21 protein-coding genes and 1 pseudogene are annotated in these 23,774 nt (G+C 70.0%); 12 read left to right on the top strand and 10 right to left on the bottom strand.

All coding sequences use genetic code 11. The features are described from left to right. The first annotated feature begins 37 nt into the window (after positions 1 to 37). The 6 genes from ACGFRF_RS32205 (at position 38) to ACGFRF_RS32230 (ending at position 6,177) form a co-directional block, all read left to right on the top strand. Complete coding sequence (locus tag ACGFRF_RS32205) at positions 38 to 1,366, top strand: class I SAM-dependent RNA methyltransferase (protein WP_393746018.1); 1,329 nt, start codon at positions 38 to 40, stop codon at positions 1,364 to 1,366. A gap of 295 nt (positions 1,367 to 1,661) precedes the next feature. Continuing rightward, positions 1,662 to 1,856, top strand: a complete 195-nt coding sequence (locus ACGFRF_RS32210) for a ribbon-helix-helix protein, CopG family (RefSeq protein ID WP_037672007.1) — start codon at positions 1,662 to 1,664, stop codon at positions 1,854 to 1,856. Next, positions 1,853 to 2,245, top strand: coding sequence for a type II toxin-antitoxin system death-on-curing family toxin (locus ACGFRF_RS32215; protein ID WP_393746020.1), 393 nt, complete (start codon positions 1,853 to 1,855; stop codon positions 2,243 to 2,245). Before ACGFRF_RS32210 ends, ACGFRF_RS32215 begins: the two co-directional genes overlap by 4 nt. Positions 2,246 to 2,654: 409 nt before the next feature. Next, complete coding sequence (locus ACGFRF_RS32220) at positions 2,655 to 3,086, top strand: hypothetical protein (protein ID WP_393746022.1); 432 nt, start codon at positions 2,655 to 2,657, stop codon at positions 3,084 to 3,086. 20 nt (positions 3,087 to 3,106) lie between these two features. Further along, entirely contained in the window at positions 3,107 to 5,464 is a 2,358-nt protein-coding gene (locus tag ACGFRF_RS32225) for a hypothetical protein (protein ID WP_393746024.1), read from the top strand. A gap of 29 nt (positions 5,465 to 5,493) precedes the next feature. Continuing rightward, on the top strand, positions 5,494 to 6,177 hold the full coding sequence (locus ACGFRF_RS32230; protein ID WP_393746026.1) for a hypothetical protein: 684 nt from the start codon (positions 5,494 to 5,496) through the stop codon (positions 6,175 to 6,177). Between the two features lie 566 nt (positions 6,178 to 6,743). Here the strand turns inward: ACGFRF_RS32230 and ACGFRF_RS32235 are convergent. From ACGFRF_RS32235 to ACGFRF_RS32275, 9 genes are all read right to left on the bottom strand, one after another. Beyond that, complete coding sequence (locus ACGFRF_RS32235; RefSeq protein ID WP_393746028.1) at positions 6,744 to 7,118, bottom strand: hypothetical protein; 375 nt, start codon at positions 7,116 to 7,118, stop codon at positions 6,744 to 6,746. 179 nt (positions 7,119 to 7,297) lie between these two features. Next, the gene (locus tag ACGFRF_RS32240; RefSeq protein ID WP_393746030.1) at positions 7,298 to 7,678 is read right to left on the bottom strand and encodes an SDR family NAD(P)-dependent oxidoreductase; all 381 of its coding nucleotides are present in this window, start codon (positions 7,676 to 7,678) and stop codon (positions 7,298 to 7,300) included. Beyond that, positions 7,675 to 8,427 carry an SDR family NAD(P)-dependent oxidoreductase gene (locus ACGFRF_RS32245; protein WP_393746032.1) on the bottom strand — a complete coding sequence of 251 codons (753 nt, stop codon included), beginning with the start codon at positions 8,425 to 8,427 and terminating at the stop codon, positions 7,675 to 7,677. Before ACGFRF_RS32245 ends, ACGFRF_RS32240 begins: the two co-directional genes overlap by 4 nt. Beyond that, positions 8,424 to 9,395 (bottom strand): fumarylacetoacetate hydrolase family protein, encoded by a 972-nt coding sequence (locus ACGFRF_RS32250; protein WP_393746034.1) that lies wholly within the window; start codon positions 9,393 to 9,395, stop codon positions 8,424 to 8,426. The genes ACGFRF_RS32245 and ACGFRF_RS32250 overlap by 4 nt, the downstream gene beginning before the upstream one ends. A 97-nt stretch (positions 9,396 to 9,492) precedes the next feature. After that, positions 9,493 to 10,431: a VOC family protein gene (locus ACGFRF_RS32255; RefSeq protein WP_393746036.1), complete on the bottom strand. Its 939-nt coding sequence runs from the start codon at positions 10,429 to 10,431 to the stop codon at positions 9,493 to 9,495. A gap of 4 nt (positions 10,432 to 10,435) precedes the next feature. Further along, positions 10,436 to 11,437, bottom strand: a complete 1,002-nt coding sequence (locus ACGFRF_RS32260) for an amidohydrolase family protein (protein WP_393746038.1) — start codon at positions 11,435 to 11,437, stop codon at positions 10,436 to 10,438. Next, a complete protein-coding gene (locus ACGFRF_RS32265; RefSeq protein WP_393746040.1) occupies positions 11,434 to 12,564 on the bottom strand; it encodes an FAD-dependent oxidoreductase in 1,131 nt (376 codons plus the stop codon). The genes ACGFRF_RS32260 and ACGFRF_RS32265 overlap by 4 nt, the downstream gene beginning before the upstream one ends. Positions 12,565 to 12,588: 24 nt before the next feature. Further along, entirely contained in the window at positions 12,589 to 13,551 is a 963-nt protein-coding gene (locus ACGFRF_RS32270) for a cyclase family protein (protein WP_393746042.1), read from the bottom strand. Continuing rightward, complete coding sequence (locus ACGFRF_RS32275) at positions 13,548 to 14,549, bottom strand: fumarylacetoacetate hydrolase family protein (protein WP_393746044.1); 1,002 nt, start codon at positions 14,547 to 14,549, stop codon at positions 13,548 to 13,550. The genes ACGFRF_RS32270 and ACGFRF_RS32275 overlap by 4 nt, the downstream gene beginning before the upstream one ends. A 128-nt stretch (positions 14,550 to 14,677) precedes the next feature. On the opposite strand from ACGFRF_RS32275, the gene ACGFRF_RS32280 reads away from it, so the two are divergent. Together ACGFRF_RS32280 and ACGFRF_RS32285 are read left to right on the top strand one after the other, a co-directional pair. Next, a complete protein-coding gene (locus ACGFRF_RS32280) occupies positions 14,678 to 15,613 on the top strand; it encodes a LysR family transcriptional regulator (protein ID WP_393746046.1) in 936 nt (311 codons plus the stop codon). Positions 15,614 to 15,817: 204 nt separating this feature from the next. Beyond that, positions 15,818 to 16,006: pseudogene (locus ACGFRF_RS32285) on the top strand (MFS transporter); the annotation flags it as partial. 115 nt (positions 16,007 to 16,121) lie between these two features. On the opposite strand, the gene ACGFRF_RS32290 reads toward ACGFRF_RS32285, so the two are convergent. Further along, a complete protein-coding gene (locus ACGFRF_RS32290; protein ID WP_393746048.1) occupies positions 16,122 to 17,135 on the bottom strand; it encodes a LacI family DNA-binding transcriptional regulator in 1,014 nt (337 codons plus the stop codon). Between the two features lie 301 nt (positions 17,136 to 17,436). Between ACGFRF_RS32290 and ACGFRF_RS32295 the strand changes: the two genes are divergently transcribed. From ACGFRF_RS32295 to ACGFRF_RS32310, 4 genes are all read left to right on the top strand, one after another. Beyond that, positions 17,437 to 18,741, top strand: coding sequence for an ABC transporter substrate-binding protein (locus ACGFRF_RS32295; RefSeq protein WP_393746050.1), 1,305 nt, complete (start codon positions 17,437 to 17,439; stop codon positions 18,739 to 18,741). A gap of 97 nt (positions 18,742 to 18,838) precedes the next feature. Beyond that, positions 18,839 to 19,723: a carbohydrate ABC transporter permease gene (locus ACGFRF_RS32300; protein WP_393746052.1), complete on the top strand. Its 885-nt coding sequence runs from the start codon at positions 18,839 to 18,841 to the stop codon at positions 19,721 to 19,723. Positions 19,724 to 19,728: 5 nt separating this feature from the next. Continuing rightward, positions 19,729 to 20,634 carry a carbohydrate ABC transporter permease gene (locus ACGFRF_RS32305; RefSeq protein WP_393746054.1) on the top strand — a complete coding sequence of 302 codons (906 nt, stop codon included), beginning with the start codon at positions 19,729 to 19,731 and terminating at the stop codon, positions 20,632 to 20,634. Between the two features lie 71 nt (positions 20,635 to 20,705). After that, positions 20,706 to 23,273, top strand: coding sequence for a family 78 glycoside hydrolase catalytic domain (locus ACGFRF_RS32310; protein WP_393746056.1), 2,568 nt, complete (start codon positions 20,706 to 20,708; stop codon positions 23,271 to 23,273). The last annotated feature ends 501 nt before the right edge of the window (positions 23,274 to 23,774 follow it).

Below are 23,774 nucleotides of genomic sequence, written 5' to 3' on the forward strand. Positions count from 1 at the left end.
CACCCGAGTCTCCTCCTCGATCTGGAGTCACCCCACCATGCAGGCAGAACCGACGAAGTCTCTGGTGGGCACGGAGTACGAGGTCGAGATCGGCCCCGTCGCCCACGGCGGCCACTGCATCGCCCGTACCTCCGAGGGCCAGGTGCTGTTCGTCCGGCACGCCCTGCCCGGCGAGCGGGTCGTGGCCCGAGTGACCGAGGGCGAGGAGGGCGCCCGCTTCCTGCGCGCGGACGCGGTGGAGATCCTCGAGGCCTCCAAGGACCGCATCGAAGCCCCCTGCCCCTTCGCCGGCCCCGGCCGCTGCGGCGGCTGCGACTGGCAGCACGCCAAGCCGGGCGCCCAGCGCCGCCTCAAGGGCGAGGTGATCGCCGAGCAGCTGAAGCGGCTCGCGGGCCTCACGCCCGAGGAGGCCGGCTGGGACGGCACGGTGGTGCCGGCCGAGGGCGACAAGCTGCCGGCCGGCCAGGTCCCGCAGTGGCGCACCCGCGTGCAGTACGCCGTCGACGCCGAGGGCCACGCGGGCCTGCGCCGCCACCGCTCGCACGAGGTCGAGCGCATCGACCACTGCATGATCGCGGCGGAGGGTGTCAGCGAGCTGGGCATCGAGCAGCGGGACTGGACCGGCATGGAGTCGGTGGAGGCGATCGCCGCGACGGGTTCGCAGGACCGCCAGGTGATCCTGACGCCGAGGCCGGGCGCGCGGCTGCCGATCGTGGAACTCGACAAGCCGGTGTCGGTCATGCGCGTCGACGAGAAGGACGGCGGTGTCCACCGCGTCCACGGCCGCCCCTTCGTCCGCGAGCGCGCGGACGACCGTACCTACCGTGTCGGCAGCGGCGGCTTCTGGCAGGTCCACCCGAAGGCGGCGGACACGCTCGTGACGGCGGTCATGCAGGGCCTCCTCCCGCGCAAGGGCGAAACCGCCCTGGACCTCTACTGCGGCGCCGGCCTCTTCGCGGGTGCGCTGGCCGACCGCCTCGGCGAGAAGGGCGCGGTCCTCGGCATCGAGTCCGGCAAGCGGGCGGTGGAGGACGCGCGGCACAACCTGGCCGACTTCCCGCGGGTCCGCATCGAGCAGGGCAAGGTCGAGTCGGTCCTGCCGCGCACGGGCATCACGGAGGTCGACCTCATCGTCCTCGACCCGCCCCGCGCGGGCGCCGGCCGCAAGACGGTCGCCCACCTCGCCTCCCTGGACGCCCGCCGCATCGCCTACGTCGCCTGCGATCCCGCCGCGCTGGCCCGGGACCTGGGGTACTTCCGGGAGGGCGGGTACCGGGTGCGGACGCTGCGGGCGTTCGACCTGTTTCCGATGACGTCGCACGTGGAGTGCGTGGCGATTCTGGAGCCTGCGGGCAAGGGTGCCTGACCTGCGGTTCGTTGCCCTGGTGAGTTGCTCGACCTGTTTCCCTCCGTGCAGCGGTTCGAGCGGACGATTGATCTTTGAGGGCTCTCCGACCTGCGAATTCGTGAGCGAGGCGCTTGTGACGGCGACGCCTTCAAGTGGCTCTTGCGGAGATCCTTGACGCTCGGATGGCGCTTGAAATGGAGGTCTCTACTGCGCCTCCGCAGTAGGGACGCGAGCGGCCGCCTGGTCCCACGCTCCGCGGAGCCGAGAGCGCGGCCCGACCTGCCAATTGATACCGGCCTGGTATCATCTCTGCATGGCGATGACACTTCGACTCCCCGACGACCTTGACGCGAAGCTCACCGAGCGGGCTCGTCGGGAGGGCCGCAGCAAGCAGGAACTTGCCATTGAGGCCATCCGTGACGCCCAGAACCGGGCCGAGCTGAAGGTCGATGACGTTCTGGCCGAGCTCATGGACAGCGATGCGGAGATCCTGGACTACCTCAAGTGACGGACGTGCGCTACATCCAGATCGACGAGATCCTGGCAATCGCCCGCACGGTCAACGGCACCGAGCACAGCGTGCGTGACATGGGCCTTCTGGTGTCGGCGATCGAGCGACCCCGGACGAACATGTTCGGAGCCGAGTTGTATCCCACGCTGCACGAGAAGGCTGCGGCACTGCTGCACTCCGTCGCCCGCAATCACGCGCTGATCGACGGCGACAAGCGCACCGCCTGGCTCGCCATGCGTGTCTTCCTGCGGTTCAACGGCGTCAGTGCCAGTACCGTCCCGCCGCCCGTCTCCGTTGCCGGCCCGTTCGTCGAGGAAGTCGCGCAGGACAACATCGATGTACCGGCCATTGCCAAGCGTCTGTCGGCCTGGTTCCCGGATACCTGACGCCGATGACGTGGGGAGCTTGCGTGCCCAGCCCTCACGCATTTCCGGCTTGTTCGTGACCAGAGCGGAACCGGGCGTTGACACGGACCAGGCCAGGCGCAGCGGCAGCTCCAAAGCCCCCGGAGCCGGGAGTGAGTCTGCGCACGAGGCAGCCGATGTCCCGCAGCCGCCCCTGCGGGTGGAGGCGATCCAGCCTCGTGTTCTGGAGTCGCTCTGCCGGCTTCGGGCAGGCGGGGTGGCCGGCTGGACGGGGCATGACGCTGCCGTAATCCGGTAGTTGTCGTCCGGGCTCCGGGGAATCAACTACCGGCCGCCCGTGGGCGGGTGATGATACAAGAGACAGGTGATCAGGTCGGTGGCCGCGCGAGTACGGTGGAGTGGCCTGCCCGGATGGACTTGGGGGAAATTCATGACGTTCGAGCAAGAATGGGCAGAACTGCGCGCGGCGGCGGCCAAGCGGACTGCCATGCAGATCAACAGCATTCCGGCCGACGGCGGCGGAGGTGGTGGTGGCGGGAACGACCTGGTGGTCAATCGGGACGACCTCGGCGCTATCGGCAATGACGCGTATGACCTGCTGGGTCGGCTGGCGAAGGAGGGCGACATCGCCCGTTCCTCCACGTTCGACGCGGCGACGGCGCTGACCAACGGGAACTTCGCGAGCGGTTCGGCCGTGCTGAAGGTGCATGACTTCTGGCAGACCCACCTGAAGACGCTGCTGGACGCCTGCGCGCAGATTTCGAATCACCTCGATTACAGCAAGGCCCAGCACGCCAAGGACGAGGCGAAGATCGAGGGAGATCTGACCCGGGTATCCGTGCTCACGGAATACATGAAATAGGGCTCGGGGGAGCGCGCACCATGCTGAAGTACGAGGACATAATCGACGCCCCGGTGGCGAAGCTGAAGGCCGCCGCCGACGACTGGTCGGAGATGGCGGGGAAGCTGGACAAGCTCGCCACCGACGCCGCCGACGGGATGAAGGCAAAGGCGGACAGAGCGGCTTGGGAGGGCGTCAACGCCGGGGTCACCAAGGCGTTCATCGGTAAGACGGTCAAGGAGTTCGCGGACGCCGCGGCCGAGGCCAAGGGCGTGAAGCTGATCCTGGAAGAGGGTTACGCGGCCATCAAGAAGGCCAAGGACGACCTGGTCAACATCCGGGACCACGAGGGACCCGCGGCCGGCATCCGCGTGGACGGCAACGGCAAGGTCACGGCGCGGAACCCGTTGTCCGAGATCCCCGCGGCGCGGCACGACCCCGACTACAGCGAGCTTCTGCAGGAGGAGAGGCGGAACATCGAGTCGTGGCAGAAGAGGATCGACCTCATCGTCGACAACTGCAACGACACCGACCTCGCCCTCAAGAACACCCTCGAGGCCAACGTCACCGACCGCAAGGACTTCAGCGCTCCGACATACACGAAGCTGGACCAGGAGGAAGCCGCCCGCGCCGCCGCTCTGGCGGCCAAGGGCCAGGACATCACACACGCCGAACTGCAGCAGCTCAACGAGCTGCTGAAGGACAACAGTTCGTCGGTGGAGTTCGCCAAAGACTTCTACGAGAAGCTCGGTCCCGAGAAGTCGCTCGCGTTCTTCGGCCAGCTCTCCAGGGACACGTACGAGTACGGCAAGGTCGACGCGGTGCGCCTCAAGGACGTCCAGGAGCTGCAGAAGAACCTGGGCCTCAACCTGGCCACCGCCTCTCACGACAAGGAATTCACCGACAAGTGGGGCCCGGAGCTCCGCAAGTTGGGTACGGAGCGCATTCCGCTGGCCAAGCACGACTACGGCGGGCCGTTCGGATACCAGCTGCTCGGCGGGATCATGCGGTACGGGAACTACGACGCGAAGTTCCTCAACCCGATCGCCGAACACGTGGCGCAGCTGCACGCGAAGCATCCGGACATGTTCGCCGAGAACAAGGTGGTGAACAGTCCGTTCAAGAACCCGTTCAACCCCTCGGGCGTGAACGGGGCCGGCTACGACCCGGCCACCGCCATGCTGGAAGCGCTCGGCAACAGTCCGGTAGCGGCGAAGAAGTTCTTCGCCGACCCCCCGACCGCGTACAACGAGGACGGCACGGTCAACCACGGTGCCACGGCCGACCTCGGAAAGAACAAGGACGGCGAGGCGATCGACAACTACCTCGACTTCTTCGGCAACGAGAAGTGGGAGTCCTTCCCCGACGTCAACTCTTCCGACGAGAAGGAGAACAAGGCGTCGCTCGACCAGATGCCCGACGCCCTCGGCCACGCCCTGGAGGCAGCGACCCTCGGCTACCCGGCCGGGCACCCGGACGCCGGCGTGGTGCGGGACGCGGACAACGCCGCGGTCATGCAGAAGGTCATGGAGAAGTACGGTGCGGACCCGGGTCTGCTCAAGGAGCACCACGAGGCGATGGCCGACAGCCTGGGCGTCATGGGCGCCGGCTACATCGACGACATCAACTGGGCGTTGGCCAAGAACGACCCGGACAGCGTGTTCGCGCCGGGCAAGAACCCGGACGGGCACCTCGACTTCGCGGACACCGTGGACGGGAACGGGCGGAGCGTCGTCCGGGGCTTCCTCAGCACCCTGGGACAGCACCCGGACGCCTACGCGACGCTCTCGACCGCGGAGCAGGTCTACACCCGCAGCGCGCTGGAAGAGACCGTGGGCCCGGACGGAAAGATCACCGAGGAGGTCGAGGCCAGGGCCAGGGCGACCGTGCGCGTGGGCGCCGAGGTGCAGGGCATGCTCGACCAGTCCCGTGCCGACCAGGTGGAGGCGACGAACCTCAAGACCCACGAGGACTACGAGAAGGCGGTCGCCAAGCGGGCGGGCTGGGTCGAGTTCGGAGCCACGGCGGGCCTCGCGGCGGGCGTCGCCTTCCTGCCCGCGACCGCGGCCGTGGGCACGGCCGCGGTGCTCATCCCGCTGGCGACCGACACCGCCAGTGGTGCTGCCGAACAGGTCATCAGCCAGATGGTCGGCGACATCTCCGACAACTCGGTGGACGAGCACAAGGAGAAGATGGAGGACCTTACCCAGGTAGAGAGGAAAAGGATCTACTCCGCCGGTGAGAGCATGGCCGAGGCCCCGATGGGGGAGTTCCTGGAGCGTCACGATATTGGCAAGGACAGCGTGTTCAGGCAGGACCTATACGAATCGATGCTGATCGGCTACGGGGTCGGCAACGACCGGGAGAACCAGCAGGGTAACGACCCGGAGACCGGCTGAGAGCGGTGGACGGCCGAGGACACGTAAGGATGCGGACAGTGATCAGTCGTAGGTCAGTACCCGGGGGACTCCTCTCCGCGGCCGTGGCCGGCTCGTTGTTTCTCGGGGCCACCGGTTGTGGAGGGGACGGAGATAAGGACGGAGTTCCGAAGGACTACAAGGTCGTGGCGGGGACACAACTCTGCGGTGGCAATGCCGTGTCCGCCGACGCGTCCCGGGCGCTGAAGGTGATAACGGGGTCGCCGCGGTTCGAGGCGTCGGCAGAGAGGTACACCATCAAGGCCGCGGCAAACCTTGTCGAGACGTTCCCGACCCCCACCGTGACCAAGGACGTCTGCCGTGTCTACACGCCCATCGGCACGCCGGATTTCGAACTCAGAATCACCTGGAATCTGGAAGACGGCGCCCCGACGGGTGCCCCGGCCCCGAACTTCACCGTGCTGAAGATGGGGGAGCGAGCCGTGGCGGCGGCGGACAAGGCGTACGTCTTTTTCGCGTGCCGGAGCGCCAGGTTGGCCGGCTCGTCGACACCGGCCCACATCGTGATCGGCGTGGAGCGCTGGGGCATGCCGACGGAGCCCGAGGGCAACGTCGAGGCGTTGAAGGACGCCTACGCGACCGTGGCCCACTCCTTCTCACTGGCCATGGCCAAGGAACTGCGCTGCGAGAAGAACGGCGGGCTCCCCGCGAGGCCCGTGCTGGATCCCGCGTAGCCGCCGGCGTATGCGGAGACGACCATGATCAGGTGGCCCTTCCTGTCCGGAGGAGGGGCCGTCTGCTGTATGCGGTGCGCCACGGACGAGCGGTGCACGGACCTCGTTCCCAAGGTGGCGCCGACCTCGCGCTCGCCCACGATTCCGACCCGGCCCGGCTCCCCGTACCGGACGGTGCGGAGACGCTTGGTCCGACCTGCGAACACCACCACGTGCAGCCGGCCATCTCCACAGCCGCCCGGGAGGCGGTCGACTGCCCACGGTTGCGTCGCCTTGGGGCGTTCCGTTCAGGCAGGGCGGACGTCGAGGACGGGGATCGGCCACCTCACCTCGACGCCCACCCGACGCCGCCTCTGTGGCACGTCAGCCCGGTGCGTCGGCGTAGGTCGCCCGCCCAAGAGGTCATGTGCCCATGAGCGCGGAGCCTGCCCGTGTGCAACGGCTTCAGCGCTCGCGGGACCGGGTGGTTCTCTCAGGAACTCCGGACGTGGTCCCGTGACGGGCCGAGCGGACATCGGCGAGGACACAGAACGCGCCCGCATCCGCGGCGACACGCTTGAGCCGCTTCAGCCGGCCGAATCGACCAAAGTCTCGAAGCCTGAGCCGTCGCAGTAGGACACGGCACGACCCTCGGCGCCGATGTCGCCGCCCACCGCGTTGACGGTGTCGTCGAGGATGTGGCTGTCGCCGTGTTCGATGCCTTCCCGGTCAAGCTTCTTCGAGGCAGCGATGGCGGCACGACCCGCTGATTCCACGTTGTCCGACTCAGGCGACCCGACATCCTGTCCGCCACCGGCGTCTGCCGCGCTGCTTGCCACGGTGCGCTTGGCGTCCTGCCAGGAGCCCAGCTCGGTGCAGTACTCCTGCTGCCACTGCTTGGCTTGCGCCGGATCGTCCGACGAGCAACTGCTCATCAGGGCGGCGACCACGACAGCGGCCATCGCTCGCGCGACTACTCGTCTACTCCTACCGATGTGCTGCATGTACATGCCCTCCCCGATACGATCATCAGCGCCTGCTCCTGGGTACCGCGTCAGCTGGTACAGCTCAACTCGTCCTGACCGAACCGGTGCCGCATCGGCCGGGGTTGCGTCCGCTCGCGACGGGCGATCAGGTGCGGTCAAGCCGCCCGAACGGTCAGCCGCACCGAGTCCAGCCCGGCGCGCAGGATGAAGGCGGAGTCGTCGTGCGGCCGGCTGTCGACGGGCCCGAAACGGACGGCGCCCGCGTCGGCGCAGACGATGTCGACCCCATCGAAGGCGTCCGCCGCCTCCTCGACCCAGGTCCGGACCGCGTCCCCGTCGGTGATGTCCAGTGGGCCGGGAGTGAGGGCCGTGCCGCCCTCGCGGGCGATGAGTCGCTGCGTCTCGACGGCCTCCTCGTGCAGCAGGTCGCCGCCGACGACGAGCGCGCCCTCGGCCGCGAACCGCGGGGCCGCGGCCGTGCCCCGGCCGCGTGCGGTGCCCGGGATCAGGGCCACCTTGCTCTCCAGCCGCTTCACGACGGCCCCTCGCGCAGGGCGTCGGAGACGGACTTCACGCCGCCGTGCGCGGTCAGCCCCCCGTCGACCGGGATGTCGGCACCGGTGATGAACGACGACTCGTCCGACAGCAGGAACACGACCAGCGGGGCGACCTCGGCGACGGTCCCCGTGCGCCCCAGAGGGGTCTCCCGGATGTTGGCCTCGCGGAAGGCGGGCGCGGCGGAGGCGGTCATCCCGGTCTCGATGTAGCCGGGGTGGATGGTGTTGACGCGGATGCCGCGCGGCCCGAGTTCGAGCGCGGCCGTCCTGGACAGCCCCCGCAGCCCCCACTTGCTGGCGGTGTAGGCGACCGGGTAGTGGGCCGTGAGGGCCGCCGAGGAGCCCACGTTGACGATCGAGGAGCCGGGCGGCATGAGCGGGGCCAGGTGCTGGATGCCCAGCAGCGGCCCGGTGACGTTGACCGCGTGGACCCGGTCGAAGTCCTCGGCCCGCACGTCGCCGACACGGGCACGCCAGGTGATGCCCGCGTTGTTCACCAGCCCGTGGATCCGCCCGTACGCCTCCTTCAGCTCGGCGGCGAGGTCGGCCCAGTCCTGTTCGCCGGTCACGTCGAGGCGGCGGCAGTCGCCGTCCGGCCGTACGTCGGTGGCGATCACCCGCGCGCCCTCCCGGGTCAGCGCCTCCGCCTCGGCGGCGCCCTGGCCGCGTGCCGCGCCGGTGACCACGACCACCTTGCCGAACAGCCGTTTGACGTGCAGGTCGCTCACGGCCGCTCCCGGGGCCGGCGCCGGCCGGTGGGGACGGCCACCGGGTCCGCGCCGGGGACGACGGTGTTGGACACCGTGCCGATGGCCTCCACCGTGAGGGTGACGGTGTCGCCGGGCTTCAGCGGCGGTGGGCTCTGCTCGCCGCGCCGGCCCCACAGTTCGGCGAGGCAGCCGCCGTTGCCGCAGGTCCCGGAGCCCAGGACGTCACCGGGCACCACCCGCGTGCCACGGGAGGCGTACGCGACCATCTCCTCGAACGTCCAGCTCATGTTGGACAGCAGGTCCCGGCCGACGACCTCGCCGTTGACCTCCGCGGTGAGCGCCAGCCGCAGGAAACCGTCGGCGTCCCGGTACGGCTCCAGTTCGTCGGCGGTGACCAGGTAGGGGCCGAGCGTGGTGGCGGTGTCCTTGCCCTTGCAGGGGCCCAGGCCGACCCTCATCTCGGCGGACTGCAGGTCGCGGGCGGACCAGTCGTTGAAGACGGTGTAGCCGAGGATGTGGTCGCGGGCCTGCTCCGGGGTGAGGTCACGTCCTTCCCGGCCGATGACCACGCCGACCTCCAGTTCGAAGTCCAGGACCGCGGAACCGGGGGGCACGGGGATGTCGTCGTGCGGGCCGTGGATCGCGTGCGGGTTGGTGAAGTAGAAGGTCGGAGCGGCGTACCACTGCTCCGGTACGCCGCCGGTGCCTTCCACGGAGCGCCGTACGCCTTCCACGTGCTCCTCGAAGGTGACGAAGTCCCGGACCGAGGCGGGTCGCACAGGAGGCAGCAGCCGGACCTCCGACACGTGCGGGCCGGGCGGGACGTCGAGCGCAGCCGCGCCCGCGGCGAGCAGGCCGGGCAGACCGCCGGACTCCGGCAGCAGGTCGGTGAGCGACGTGACGCCGGGCAGCGGCAGCAGGGTGCCGTTCTCCTCCACGACGGCCACGCGACGGCGGTGATGGTGTTCGTAGGCGGCGAAACGCATGGTGCGGCTCCGGGCAGGCTGGGCCCAAGGGCGCGGCGGGACGTGAGTCGGGGCGGGTGACAGGGCCGGCCGCGCCCCCGGGAGCGGTGGGGTGGGATCAGACCGGCGGGGCGACGAAGCAGCCGCGGTCGGGGTCGTTGAAGGACTCCTTGGCGACCAGCTCGTTCATGGGGTTCGCCGTGCCCCACTGGTCGGTGACCTCGGGCTGGGAGAAGTCGTAGACGTGCGGGTGCCAGGTGTCCTCGTCGAGCAGTTCCAACTCGGTGGTGTACTCGACGGTGTTGCCGTGCGGGTCGAGGAAGTAGGTGAAGGTGTTGTCACCGGCCATGTGCCGGCCCGGGCCCCAGATCTTCTTGAACCCGGCGCGGATCACCCGGCCGGAGCCGCGCATGTACTCGTCGATGCCGCGCATCTCGAAGGAGACGTGGTGCAGGGCGGTGTGCGGGCCCTTCGCCAGCGCCATCGAGTGATGCTGGTCGGAGATCCGCATGAAGTGCATGACCTCGCCCATGTGCGGCGAGCTGAGCGTGTCGGAGAGGCGGAAGCCGAGGTGGCGCTCGTACCACTCCCTGGTCCGGTTCAGGTCGGGGGAGTTGAGGACGACGTGGCTCAGCTTGACCGGGATCGCCTCCTTCTCCTCGATCTTGCGGTGCTGCCGGACCGCGACGTCGGCGGAGACCTCGATGGTGCGGCCGTCGACGTCGAAGAAGCGGAAGCCGTAGCCGCCGCCGGGGGTGTCCACCTTGCCCGGCCGGGTGATCAACTGGACCCCGCCCGCCAGGAGTCGCTCGGCGAGCGTGTCCACGTCGGCGGCGGAGGCGGCGCCGTAGGAGACCAGGTCGAGGCGCTTCTCCTCGGCCTTGCGCAGCCGGACCACGTACTGCTCGGGGGAGCCTTCGGCGGCCAGGAAGGAGATGCCGGAGTCCTCGGCGACCTTGGTCAGGCCCCAGACGCCGGCGTAGAAGTCGAGCTGCTTGTCGTAGTCGGGCACGGCGAGGTCGACGTGCCGGAGGTGGGTGAGCAGACGTGCGCTCATGGTGTCACTCCTTGCAGAGGAGGGCGGCGGCGTTGCCGCCACGTACCGCGTGGAAGTCGGTGTCGGGAAGGCGCGCGGCGCGCAGCGCGCCGACCGGGTCCTCGGCACCCATGTCGAAGGGGAAGTCGGAGCCGAGCAGCACCCGGTCCGCGCCGGCGACCCGGATCAGCTCCCGCAGGACGTACGGGTCGTGGACGAGGGAGTCGAAGTAGAGCCGCTCGAGATAGCTGCTGGGCAGGTGGGCGCAGCCGGCGCCCGCGTCGGAACGGGCGGACCAGGCGTGGTCGGAGCGGCCGATGTGGGTGGGCAGATAGCCGCCACCGTGCGCCGCGATCAGCTTCAGGCCGGGGTGCCGGTCCAGGACACCGGAGAAGATCAGGTGGGAGAGCGCGACCGCGTTCTCCACCGGCTGTCCGACGGTGTTGGACAGGTACCACTGGTCCAGGCGCTCGTCGAGCGTGCAGCCGAAGGGGTGCAGGAAGAGGATCGCGCCCGTCTCTTCGGCCCGTGACCACAGCGGCTCGTACGCCGGGTCGGACAGCTCCCGGCCCGGGGCGTGGCTGGAGATCTCGACGCCCAGCAGGCCCTGTTCCAGCGCGTGATCGAGGGCTCGTACCGTGTGATCGGGGTGCTGGAGCGGCACGAGCCCGAGCCCGCGCAACCGATCGGGCGAGGCCGAACAGTGCGCCGCGGTCGCGTCGTTGGCGAGCCGGTACACCTTCTCCGCCGTGTCCTCGTCGGTCCAGTAGTGGTAGTGCGAGGGGGAGGGGCTGACCAGTTGGACGTCCACGCCCTGGGCGTCCATCGAGGCCAGGCGCACGTTCACGTCGGTGAGCCGCGGGATGCGCTCGCGCACCATGGGTCCGCTCACGGCGAGGGCCGCCGGACCGTTGCGCCGGGCATCCAGCGCCTTCGCCTCCGCCAGACCCGGCAGGCCCGCGACCAGGGCCTCGACCTCGGGCAGCAGCACGTGGGCGTGGACGTCCACGGTGGGGGCCGCGCTCACGGCAGCTCCCGCAGCATCGTCATGGTGCGGCCCATCAGGCCGGGAACGTCCGCGTCACGGACGCCGTCGAGCTGCCACTGCCCGATCTGGACGGACGCCTCCACGACCGGGCGGACGCGGGCGACGCGCCGCTCGTAGTACGCCTGGAAGAGGGCGTCGTCCCAGGTGTCCGAGGCGGTCAGCAGCTGGGCGAGCACCCACGCGTCCTCCAGGGACAGGGCCGCGCCCTGGGCGAGGGTGGGCGGGCAGCAGTGCGCGGCGTCGCCGATCAGCACCACCCGGCCGCGGTGCCAGGAGCCCTCCACCAGCAGCCGGTCGAACCAGGTGTAGTTGACCTTCGCCGGGTCGGTGATGTGCGCGGTGATCTCCGGCCAGAATCCGCCGTAGGCGGAGGCGAGGCGCCGCATCTCGTCCGCGTACGTCTCCGGTGGGATGGAGGAGCGGTCGCGGTTGGCCTCGACGACGTACGCGTAGAGGGTGGTGTCGCTGGTGGGGCAGTAGCCGGCGATGTAGGCGGGGCCGCCGTAGGCGAGGTCGGTGCGGATCACGCCGGCCGGGCGGGGGGCGGCGATCCGCCAGATGGCCATGCCGGTGGGTTCCGGCTTGTCGCCGATGCCGATCGCCGCGCGGGTCGAGGAAGCGAGGCCGTCGGCGGCGACGACCAGGTCGTACCGGCCCTCGCTGCCGTCGGAGAACCGTATCGAGACCCCGTCCGCGTCCTGGCCGGCGATCTCGGCGGTCGTGCCGAGCCGCACCGAGGCGTCGCTGCCACGCACGGCGTCGATCAGGATCTGCTGAAGCTGCGGGCGCTGCATGCCGACGGTGGCGGGCAGATCGTCGCCGCCGGTGCGCAGGTCCCAGGCGATGTGCAGGACGGTGCCGTCGGGGGCGGTGATGCCGACCGAGCCGAAACCGAAGCCGGACTCCTTGACCCGGTCCCAGACGCCGAGTTCACGCAGGACACGCAGGGCGTTGCCCTGGAGGGTGATGCCGGAGCCGGCGGTGGCGTTCCAGTCCTCCTTGGCCTCGATCAGGTCCACCGTGAGGCCGGCGCGGCGCAGAAGGACCGTCACGGCGTTGCCGGCGGCGCCACCGCCGATCACCAGGACCGTGCGGGCTGTGCTCATGTGGGAACTCCCTTGTTCCGTGTGTTACTTGACGGCGATCGGGTTGACGGGGGAACCGACCGCGCCGGTGATGGGGAGGGGGGCGGCGGTGAGCCAGAACTCGTACACGCCGTCGCGGGCACAGTCCTCGGCCAGCGCCTCCAGATCCCACAGCTCGCCGATCAGCAGGCCGATGTTCGGGATGGCGACCTGGTGCAGCGGCTGGAAGGCGTTCTCGAACTCGTTGGGGCGGACCTCGAAACCCCAGGTGTCCGTGGCGATCGCGGCGATCTCGGTGCCGTGCAGCCAGCCGGCCGTGGTGAACGACAGGCCGGGCGCCGGTCCGCCGGCGTAGTCGCCCCAGCCGTCGCGGCGGGCCCGCGCCAGCTGCCCGGTGCGCACCAGCACGATGTCGCCCCGTCCGACGGCCACCCCGTGCGCCTCGGCCGTCGCCGTCACGTGCTCCTCGCAGATCGCGAACCCGTCGGGCAGCTCGCCGTCCACGCCGATCACCCGGCCCACGTCGAGCAGCACGCCACGCCCGGCGACGTACGGCGCCATGTGCTCGATGCCGGTGACGAGGTCACCGTCGGAGGTGACGACCTTCTCGGCCGCCCGCCCGTTCCACGCCTTGCCGTGGTCGAAGATGTGCCCGAGCCCGTCCCACTGCGTGGAGCACTGCAACGGCATCGCGATCACGTCGTCGGCGCCGCCGATGCCGTGCGGGAAGCCCTGATTGCCGAGGGCGGCGTCGGTGCCGGTGTCCAGCATGGTGTGCACCGGGTTGGTGCGCCGCCGCCAGCCCTTCTGCGGGCCGTTCATGTCGAAGGACTGGGACAGGGAGAAGCTGACACCCCGTCGGACGAGTGCCGCTCCCTCGCGCCGCTTGGCCTCGTCGAGGAAGTTGAGGGTGCCGAGCCGGTCGTCCGCGCCCCAACGGCCCCAGTTCGAGTACGCCTTGGCGGCCTCGGCGATCGATCCCTCGGGATCGTGGCGGTCCAGGGTCACGGCGCGACCTCCGCCACACATCGGGTGCGCTGCACACCGAGCCCGGTCACCGAGCCCTCCATGACATCCCCGTCGCGCAGCAGCCGGCCCCAGTGCATGCCGTTGCCGGCCGGGCTGCCGGTCAGCACCAGGTCGCCGGGGAGCAGGCGCGCGGTCTGCGAGGCGTACGACACCATGCGCGCGACCTTGAAGATCATGTCCTTGGTGGACTCGTCCTGCATGGTCTCGCCGTTCAGCCTGAGCGTGACCCGCAGGTCGTCCGGGTTCGCGATCGACTCGGCCGGGACGATCCACGGGCCGAGCGGGGTGAAGCCGGGGGCGTTCTTGCTGCGCAGCCAGTCGGTGCCGATCTGCGGCATGTCCCGGCGGAAGACGGTGGCCCGGTCGGTCAGGTCGTTGGCGATGGTGTAACCGGCGATGTACTCCGGCGCCTGTGCCACCGGCACCCGGTGGGCCGGCTTGCCGATCACGACCGCCAACTCCAGTTCCCAGTCCGGCTTCTCGGCCCACCCGGGCAGGACGACGTCGTCGTACGGGCCGGTGATCGAGGTCGGCAGGCCGATGAAGACGTACGGCAGGTCCTCGGCGGCCCGCCGGTCCATGATCTCGGCGGCCTCCGCGCGCCGCTCGCTCTCGGGCCGTTCGTCACCGGGTGCGCGGTGGGCGACGTGCAGGTCGATGACGTGCTGCCGGTAGTTCGCGCCCGACTGGAACACCTGGCGCGGCGCCACCGGTGCGTGGACGCGCAGGTCCGCGACGGCGGTGCGGGCCAGGCCGGTGTCGGCCGCGAGCGCGCGCAGCTGCGGCAGAGCCGTCTCCCAGCGGTCCAGCACGTCCAGCGCGGTCAGCCGTTCGTCGCCGAAGGCGTCCCGCAGATCGAGAGCCTGGCCGTCGGGGGTGACGAGCGCGGGGAATTCCGGTCCGTCCGGGGCCGAGAGGGTGGCGAGGGCGAACGGTCCGGCGAAGAGTGCGGACGTGGGTTCAGGTTTCACGGACATGTCCTCCTGATTGCGGTGTGACTAATCTGGACCTCGCACCCGCGATCAGGGAAATAGATCTCATGGATGATCTGCATCCACGGCGTTTATTCGCCCTGGTAGCCGCCGCACCGCTTGGGGGAAGTCCAGTGAATCTGGCCCGTCTCGATCTCAATCTCGTCGTCGCGCTGCGCGCGCTGCTCGAAGAGCGCAACGTCACCCGGGCCGGGCAGCGCGTCGGGCTGAGCCAGCCCGCCATGAGCGCCGCCCTGGCCCGGCTGCGCCGCCATTTCGACGACGACCTGCTGGCCAGGGTCGGCGGCCGCTACGAGCTGACCGCGCTGGGCCAGGTGCTGCTGGACCGCACCTCGACGGCGTACGACGTGCTGGAACGCCTCTTCGCCAGCCAGGCCCACTTCGACCCGGCCGAGGAGAGCCGCGAGTTCAAGCTGCTCGCGTCGGACTACGCCGTCGCCGTCTTCGGCACCGAGCTGGCCCGCGTGGTGCACGAGGAGGCGCCCGGCATCCGGCTGCGCTTCACCCAGACCCCGACCACCGTGGTCGACGACACCGCCACCCTGCTGAGCGCCTCCGACGGGCTGCTCATGCCGCACGGGGTCATCAGCGATTTCCCGGCCACCGACCTCTACGACGACCGCTGGGTGTTCCTGGTGGCGGACGACCACCCGAGCATCGATGACCGCCTCAGCCGCCAGGACCTTGCCCGCCTGCCCTGGGTCACCTATCAGCGCACCTACGACGCCCCCGCGGTGCGGCAACTGGGCATGCTCGGCATCGAGCCGCGTGTGGAGATCTCCGTCGACAGCTTCCAGCTGCTGCCCCTGATGGTCGCCGGCACCCGACGGATCGCCCTGGTCCAGGCGCGGCTGGCCCGCCTGATGGCGCCGATCGCCGCCGTGCGGGTGGTGGAGCCGCCGTACGAGGCGATCCCGCTGCGGGAGGCCCTGTGGTGGCATCCGGTGCACACCCATGACGCCGCCCACATCTGGCTGCGGGAGACGGCCGCGCGGGTCGGCAGGCGGCTCGTGGACCGAGCCGAGGAGGACGGCGTTCCCGCGCGGTGATCCGGGCGCGCGGACACCGGATCATCCACCGCATGGATCGACGCCATCCGCACCTTGGATCGCGTGAGGGGTGGGCAGGGCCGTGCCCGGACCGCATAGTCGTGGCACATCACGCACGCGCCCTGCGCCAGGTCCCGGAACGACAGCCGGGCCGGTCCGCTCCGGCGGCGCTGCCTTCCCGCACCTCACGTCCGGAGTGCCGCCATGCCCGCATCCGCTGCCCCGCCCACCCGCGCACACGGCACCACCCCGGCCACGCGGCGCGGGCTGTCCGCCGCCCTGCTGATGGCCGGCAGCTGTCTGCCCGTCCTCGGCGCGGTGCTGCTCGCCCCGGTCCTGCCCGACATGCAGGACCACTTCGAGAGCGTTCCCGGCAACGCCGCGCTGGTGCCACGTCCTTGATGCCGACCCGGCGGATCCGGTCCCGGCCACGGTCGAGACCCGCCTCGGCCCGGCGTTCCGGTAAGTGATGTGCGGCAGGCGCAGCGGGCAGGCGTCGGTCCATGGCCTATCGGCCCCGCGGTCCCGCCGTGCTGCCGCGCACGACGAGCCGTGGCGTCATCGTGGTCCGCATGGCTCTGTCCCGTCGTCCCTCCACACGCTCGACGAGCATGCGGGCGGCGGAGGAACCCATGGTGTGGCCGGCCTGGTCGACGCTGGTCAGCTGGACCGGGGCGAGTGCGGCGAGGGTGGTGTTGTTGTAGCCGACGAGGGACAGGTCGTCCGGGATGCGCAGGCCCAGTTCATGGGCGGCGCGGTAGATGCCCAGGGCGGCGACGTCGGCGCCGGTCATGACGGCGGTCGGCGGGCGTTCGGCCGTCAGCAGGGTCATGCCGGCCTTGAAACCGCCCTCGTCGGAGTAGGCGGCGTGGTGGACACGGGCGTGGCCGGTGAGGCCGTGGCGGTCCATCGCGGCGAGGTAGCCGTCCGTCAGCACGGTCTCGGGAGGGCGTTTCCAGCGGTTGGCCTTGGTGCCCTGGGCGGAGACCAGGGCGATGTCGCGGTGGCCGAGCCGCACCAGGTGGTCCACGACCAGGCCGGCGCCGACGTCGTCGGCGTCCATGACGGAGTCGTGCGTGTCGGCGGCGTCGTGATGGCCGATGACCACGGTGGGCGTCGACGCGGCCGTGGCCAGCACCTCGTCGCGGGCGGTTCCCGGCGCGATGAGGATCAGCCCGTCCATCTGACGGTCCACCAGGGACCGGATCGTCTTGGCCTGTTCCTCCGGATCGAAGCCGGCCGCGCCGATCAGCACGGTGTACTCGCTGTCGCGCAGTTCGTCGCGGATGCCGTCGAGGATGTCCGCGAAGAAGGCGTTGCGCACGTTGTCCAGCAGCACACCGATCGTGTACGTCCGGCCGCGCATGCCCCGTGCCGCCGCGTGCGGGCGGTAGCCGAGTTCGGCGATGGCCGCCTGGACCTTCTCGCGCATGGCCGGGCTCACGCCGTAGGCGTTGCGCAGCACCTTGGACACGGCGGCGACGGAGACACCGGCATGCCGGGCGACATCCGTGATGGTCACGCGTCTGTTGCGTCGAGGCTCCCCGGCCCGGTCCATCGTCCACACTCCGGCTCTCGTAGCGGTAGGTGTAACGGTCTACACGCCCACCCCGGGGTGTCGTCAAGCCTCCTGCGGCATAACCACGCCGTTACAGCGCTGTGTCTTGACGGCGGCAGGGGAGGAGTGCAGGGTGTTCCCCACTCGCAGTAGAGAACGTTTTACACACCTGCTCGTTGCCCCCGGGCTGTGCACCCGCCCCTGGCGCCGCCGTCACTCTTCTGCTTCCTCTACAGCCTCCCTGGAGTCTTCCGTGTCCCGTCGCATGTCTCGTCCACGTCGTGCGCGCCTGAGCCTGTTCACGGCCGGCACCGCCTCGCTCGCGCTGCTCGCCACCGCCTGCGGTGGCAGTGGCGGCGGTTCCTCGGCCACGCCGAAGGAGTTCAGCTACCTCAGCGTCACCGAGAACACCACCGTCAAGGCGGCGTTGACCACCCTGTCCCACGGTGCGTGCAAGCCGGCGAACGAGGCGCTGCCGCTGAAGGTGGAGACCGTGCCGCAGGCGAGCCTGGACCAGAAGCTCCAGCTGCTGGCGGGCCAGAACGCGTTGCCGGTGCAGTTCGCGGCGGGCAACGCCCCGGCGCTCACCCAGAAGCTGGCGAAGTCCGGTCGGGTCGCCGACCTGGAGGCGAAGCTGAAGGAGCTGGGTGTCCACGACCAGCTGGAGCCGGCCGCCGTCTCGACGATCAAGGCGCTGTACGGCGGGAAGCTGGACGTACTGCCGTACGAGTACAACATCGAGGGGATCTTCTACAACAAGAAGATCTTCACCGCGGGCGGGCTGAAGGTGCCCGGCACCTGGGACGAACTCGTCGCCGCGGCGGGCAAGCTGCAGGCCGAGGGCATCCAGCCCTTCTCCGCCTCCGGCCAGCAGGGCTGGCCGCTCACCCGCCTCATCAGCGGCTACCTCTACCGCAGCCTCGGCCCCGACGCGCTGCAGCAGGTCGCCGACGGCGCGGCGAAGCTGACCGACCCCGACTACGTGAAGGCCGCGCAGGAGGTCGCCGCCCTCGGCAAGAAGGGCTACTTCGGCAAGGGCGTCGGCTCCATCGACTACGACACCGCGATGAACCAGTTCCTCACCGGCAAGGCCGCCATGTTCTACATGGGCAGCTGGGCGCTGGCGAACATCGCCGACACCGAGCAGGACAAGATCGGCGCCGCGAACGTGGGCTTCATGCCGTTCCCGGCCGTTCCGGGCGGAAAGGGCTCGATCGACCAGTACCCGTCCAACGTCGGCCTCGGCATCACCCTCGGCGCCAAGTCCTTCGACAAGAAGACCGGCGACTGGGTCACCTGCATCGCGAAGAACTACGGCAGCACGGCACTGAAGGACCAGGGCACCATCTCCGGCTTCAAGGTCAACACCCCGGTGAAGGACGCCAACGAGGTCACCGGCCAGGTCCGCGAGACCATCGGCGCCTCGAAGCAGAACGTGCTCTGGTTCGAGGCCCTGTTCGGCACCAAGGCCACCACCGTGTCCCAGACGAACGCGGCGAGCCTGGTCGCCGGGAGCATGAGCCCGAAGCAGTTCATGCAGACCGTGCAGGACGCGCTGTCCGCGCAGTGACCGGCCGGCGGCGGCGCACGCGGCCTCCCCGCGTCACCGTGCGCCGCCCCCGCCCGACGGCAGCTCTCCTCGACGGATACGAAGTGGACTGACACCCATGCACCGCGTACTCGGCGACCGCAGGGCCATCGTGCTTCTGCTCGGTCCCGCACTCCTCGTCTACTCACTGATCATGCTCGTCCCGATGGTGTGGTCGCTCGGCTACTCCTTCACCAAGGGCAACACCATCGACGGCTTCACCGGCAACGGCGTCGCCAACTTCTCCCGCCTGTTCGACGACCCGGCCGTGCACGACGCCTTGTGGTTCACCCTCGAGTACGCGGTCGTCGTCACCGTCGGCCAGGTCGTCGCCGGCTACCTGCTGGCGCTGCTGTACGTGTTCTTCCTCAAACGGGCGTCAGCGTTGATCCGCACGCTGGTGTTCTTCCCCGTGGTGCTGCCCACGGTCGCGGTGGGCCTGTTGTTCCAGAAGTTCTTCCAGGTCGCCCCGCAGACCGGCCCCGTCAACTCCCTGCTCAACGCGGTCGGGATCGACTCGATCGACTTCTTCGGCAGCGCCGGGCACGCCTTCTGGGTGCTGATCGGCATGGACATCTGGCGCTCCATGGGCTTCTACGCCGTCCTGCTCTTCGCGGGCCTGGTCGACATCCCCGACGAGGTACTCGAATCGGCCCGTCTCGACGGTGCCACCGGCCTGCGGCTGGTCCGCCACATCGTGGTGCCGCTGTCCCTTCCCGTGCTGATGTCCTCGCTGATCTTCAGCATCAACGGCACGCTCAAGGTCTTCGACTCCATCGTCGCCCTCACCAACGGCGGACCGGGCAACGGCACCACACCGCTGACCCTGTACATGTTCCAGACGTCGTTCACCTACAGCGACTACGGCTACGGCAGCACCATCGCCCTGCTGCTGACCGTCGTCTGTCTCCTGGTGAGCCTGGTCGTCTACCGCGTCTCGCGGCGCGACCTCACGGAGGGCTGACACTCATGGCCATCGACACGGCGGTGAAGACCGCAGCGAGGAACGGCGGCCACGGGCCGTCCGCAGCGATCCGGTCCCGCCACCGGCGACCGGGGAGCCGGCTGTGGGTGAAGATCGTCGTCACTGTGCTGCTGGTCGTCGAGATCTACCCGCTCGTCTGGATGTTCCTCACCTCGCTGAAGTCCAACAGCGACTACCTGAACAACTCCACCTGGAGCCTGCCCACACACTGGGAGTGGGGCAACTACGCCGAGGCGTGGACCACCGGGCACATCGGCCTGTACCTCCGCAACAGCCTGCTCGCCGTCATCCCGGCACTGGCACTGATCCTGCTGCTGGGCACGGCCGCGGGCTTCGCCCTGCAGATCATGGTGTGGAAGGGACGCGGCCTGACCCTGCTCGTCTTCCTCGCCGGCATGATGGTGCCGCCGCAGATGATCCTGCTGCCGCTGTTCACCGTGTACTTCCGGACCGGCCTGTCCGGCACCCTGTGGCCGCTGATCCTCACCTACACCGGCACCGGCCTGCCCCTGACCGTGTTCATGATGGCGACCTACTACAAAAGCGTCCCCCGCGAGCTGTTCGAGGCGGCCACCATCGACGGCGCCGGCATCCTGCGCGCCTTCTGGACCATCAGCGTGCCGATGGTGCGCAACGCGCTGCTGACCGTCGGACTGGTGCAGTTCTTCTTCATCTGGAACGACCTGCTCATCGCGCTGACCTTCACCAACGACCAGGATCTGCGCACCGTCCAGGTCGGCCTGCTCAACTTCACCGGTGACTTCGGCGCCACCCAGTACGGCCCGCTGTTCGCCGCCATCTGCCTCAACGTCTTCGGCACCCTCCTGATCTACCTCTTCCTCAACCAGAAGGTCATGAAGGGCCTCACCTCGGGCGCGGTCAAGGGCTGACCCCGCCCCGCCGGCACCGCCCCGCGCACGTGAACGAAAGGTTCCCCTTGCTGTCCCCTCAGCCTTCCCCGGTGTCGTTCGAACACCTCACGGACGGCCTCGGCATCGGCGTCCCCGCCCCCCGCCTCAGCTGGACCCTGCCTCCCGGCACCGGCCGCCAGGAGGCGTACGAGCTGGAACTCGAGCGCTCCGGCACCCTCCACCGCACCGGTCGCGTCGAGAGCCCCGAACAGGTCCTGGTGCCCTGGCCCGGCGAGCCGCTCACCTCGCGCGAACGCGTCACCGTCCGCGTCCGCGTCTGGGCCCCGCACACACCCGCCCCCTCCCCGTGGAGCGAGCCCGCGACCGTCGAGGCCGGACTGCTCGACCCGGCCGACTGGCAGGCGGTGCCCGTCGGCGCCGGCTGGCACGAGGACCCGGAGGCCGAGCGCCGACCGGCCCGCGTCCGCAAGGACTTCCGCCTCGACCGGCCCGTGGCGCACGCCCGCCTGTACGTCACCGCCCACGGCCTGTACGAGGTGGAGATCAACGGCCGAACGGTCGGGGACGAGACCCTCGCCCCAGGCTGGACCGTCTACCCCCATCGCCTGCGCTACCGCACCCACGACGTCACCCCCCACCTCACCGAGGGCCCCAACGTGATCGGCGCCTGGCTCGCCGACGGCTGGTACCGCGGCACGTACGGCTTCGACGGCGGCACCCGCAACATCTACGGCACCGACCAGTCCCTCATCGCCCAGCTGGAGGTGACCTACGACGACGGCACCACGCTCGTCGTCGCGACGAACGGCACATGGAAGGCCGCACCCGGACCGATCCTCACCAGCGGCCTCTACGAGGGGGAGACCTTCGACACCCGGCTCCACGACCCCGACTGGGCCAAGCCGGGTGTGCCCGGGGCCGGTTGGACGCCCGTACGCGTCCATGCTCGGGACCCGCGCACGCTCGTCGCCCCGCAAGCGCCCCCCGTGCGCTGCACCGAGGAGATCACCCCGGTCCGCACCACCGGCAAGGACGACGGACGGCACCTGGTCGACTTCGGCCAGAACCTCGTCGGCCGGCTGCGGGTCACCGTGGACGGCCCCGCAGGCACCACGGTCACCCTTCGCCATGCCGAGGTCCTCCAGGACGGCGAACTGGCCACCCGCCCGCTGCGCGAGGCCCACGCCACCGACACCCTGATCCTGGCCGGCGACGGACCCGTCACCTGGGAGCCCCGCTTCACCCTGCACGGCTTCCGCTACGCCGAGATCACCGGATGGCCGGGGGAATGGGCGGAGCGAGCGGTGACCGCGCGGGTGTACCACACGGACATGCGCCGCACCGGCTGGTTCGAGTGCAGCGACCCGCTGGTCAACCGGCTCCACGAGAACATCGTCTGGAGCATGCGCGGCAACTTCGTCGACATCCCCACCGACTGCCCCCAGCGCGACGAGCGCCTCGGCTGGACCGGCGACATCCAGGTCTTCGCCCCGACCGCGAGTTTCCTCCACGACTGCGCCGGCATGCTCGACTCGTGGCTCACCGACGTCGGCCTGGAGCAGCTGCCCGACGGCACCGTCCCCTGGTACGTGCCCGTGATCCCCGGCGGCCCGATGTGGACGCCGATCCGGCCGGGAGCGGCCTGGGGAGACGTCGCCACCCTCACCCCATGGACGCTCTACCAGAGGTTCGGGGACCTCGGCCTGCTCCGCCGCCACTACCCCACGGCCAAGGCGTGGGTCGACCTCGTGGAGCGGCTCGCCGGTCCCGGCCGGCTGTGGGACACCGGCTTCCAGCTGGGCGACTGGCTCGACCCGGCCGCACCGCCGGACGACCCGGCCGCCGGCCGCACCGACCGCTACCTCGTCGCCACCGCCTACTTCGCCCACTCGGCCCGGCATCTGGCGCTCGCCGCGCACGCCTTGGGCGAGACCGCGGACGCCGGCCGCTACGGGGTGCTGGCCGACGAGGTCGCCGACGCCTTCCGGCGCCGCTACGTCCTGCCCTCCGGCCGCATGACCAGCGACAGCCCCACCGCCTACGCCCTCGGCCTGGCCTTCGACCTGGTCGGCGCGGAGCAACGCCGTGCGGCCGGTGACCGTCTGGCCGAACTCGTCCTCCAGGACGACACCCGCATCGCCACCGGCTTCGTCGGAACGCCGCTGATCTGCGACGCCCTGACCGACACCGGGCACCTCGGCGTCGCCTACCGCCTGCTCACGCAGACCGGCTGCCCCTCCTGGCTGTACCCCGTGACCATGGGTGCCACGACGATCTGGGAACGCTGGGACAGCCTGCGGCCCGACGGCACCCTCAACCCGGGCGGCATGACCTCCTTCAACCACTACGCCCTCGGCGCCGTCGCCGACTGGCTGCACCGGGTCGTCGGCGGCATCACCGCCACCGCACCCGGGTACCGGGAGATCTCCTTCCGGCCACGCCCCGGCGGCGGCATCACCTGGGCCCGCACCCGCCACGAGACGCCGTACGGTACGGCGTCCCTGTCCTGGGAGCTGACCGCGACCGGACTGTCGGCCCGCATCACGGTGCCCGACGGCTGCCGCGCGACCGCCGAACTTCCCGGCTGCGCCCCCGTCGCCCTGGAGCCGGGGGAGCACGTCCTGGAGACAGCGGGGAGATCAACGGAGGCTGCTTAGAAGATTCTTCGCGACACATCCACGCAAGGGCCCGGTGCATGCTCTTTCCATGCGCCGGTCCTGCTTTTTCGGAAGGCGCAGAAAACGGTCGGCATCCCTTCGCTGGATGAGTGTCATCCGTCACGTCGATAGCTCGTCGATTCGTGCGGCGGTTGCCATTGAAATATGAGGGTCGATTTCCCTGCGCCAGTCGTGTCATGGCTGGTCAGCTGCCCTGAAGAAGGAAGCGTTGCCGGAGGGTTGACCCGTAGTGGGAACAGGCCCTAATTTCACGTTCGTCGGCTGAGACGCTGCACCTGATTCCGGTGTGACCGGACGCCCCTGAAACCCGTTGCGGGACGGCGACGGTGAAATCCGTAGAAGCGGAATCGCAGCACTGCACGGGCGCCGACTCATCGCACCTCACCGCAACACCCCGAGCCGGGGCCGGCCGAAGTCCTGACCACTTGGCCGGTCCCACCTTCCCCCTCCGCGGCCGCCTGCCCGGCAGTCGCTCGTTTC

It is taken from the genome of Streptomyces sp. NPDC048521 (assembly GCF_043199855.1).
In the GTDB taxonomy this organism is placed as follows: Bacteria; Actinomycetota; Actinomycetes; order Streptomycetales; family Streptomycetaceae; genus Streptomyces.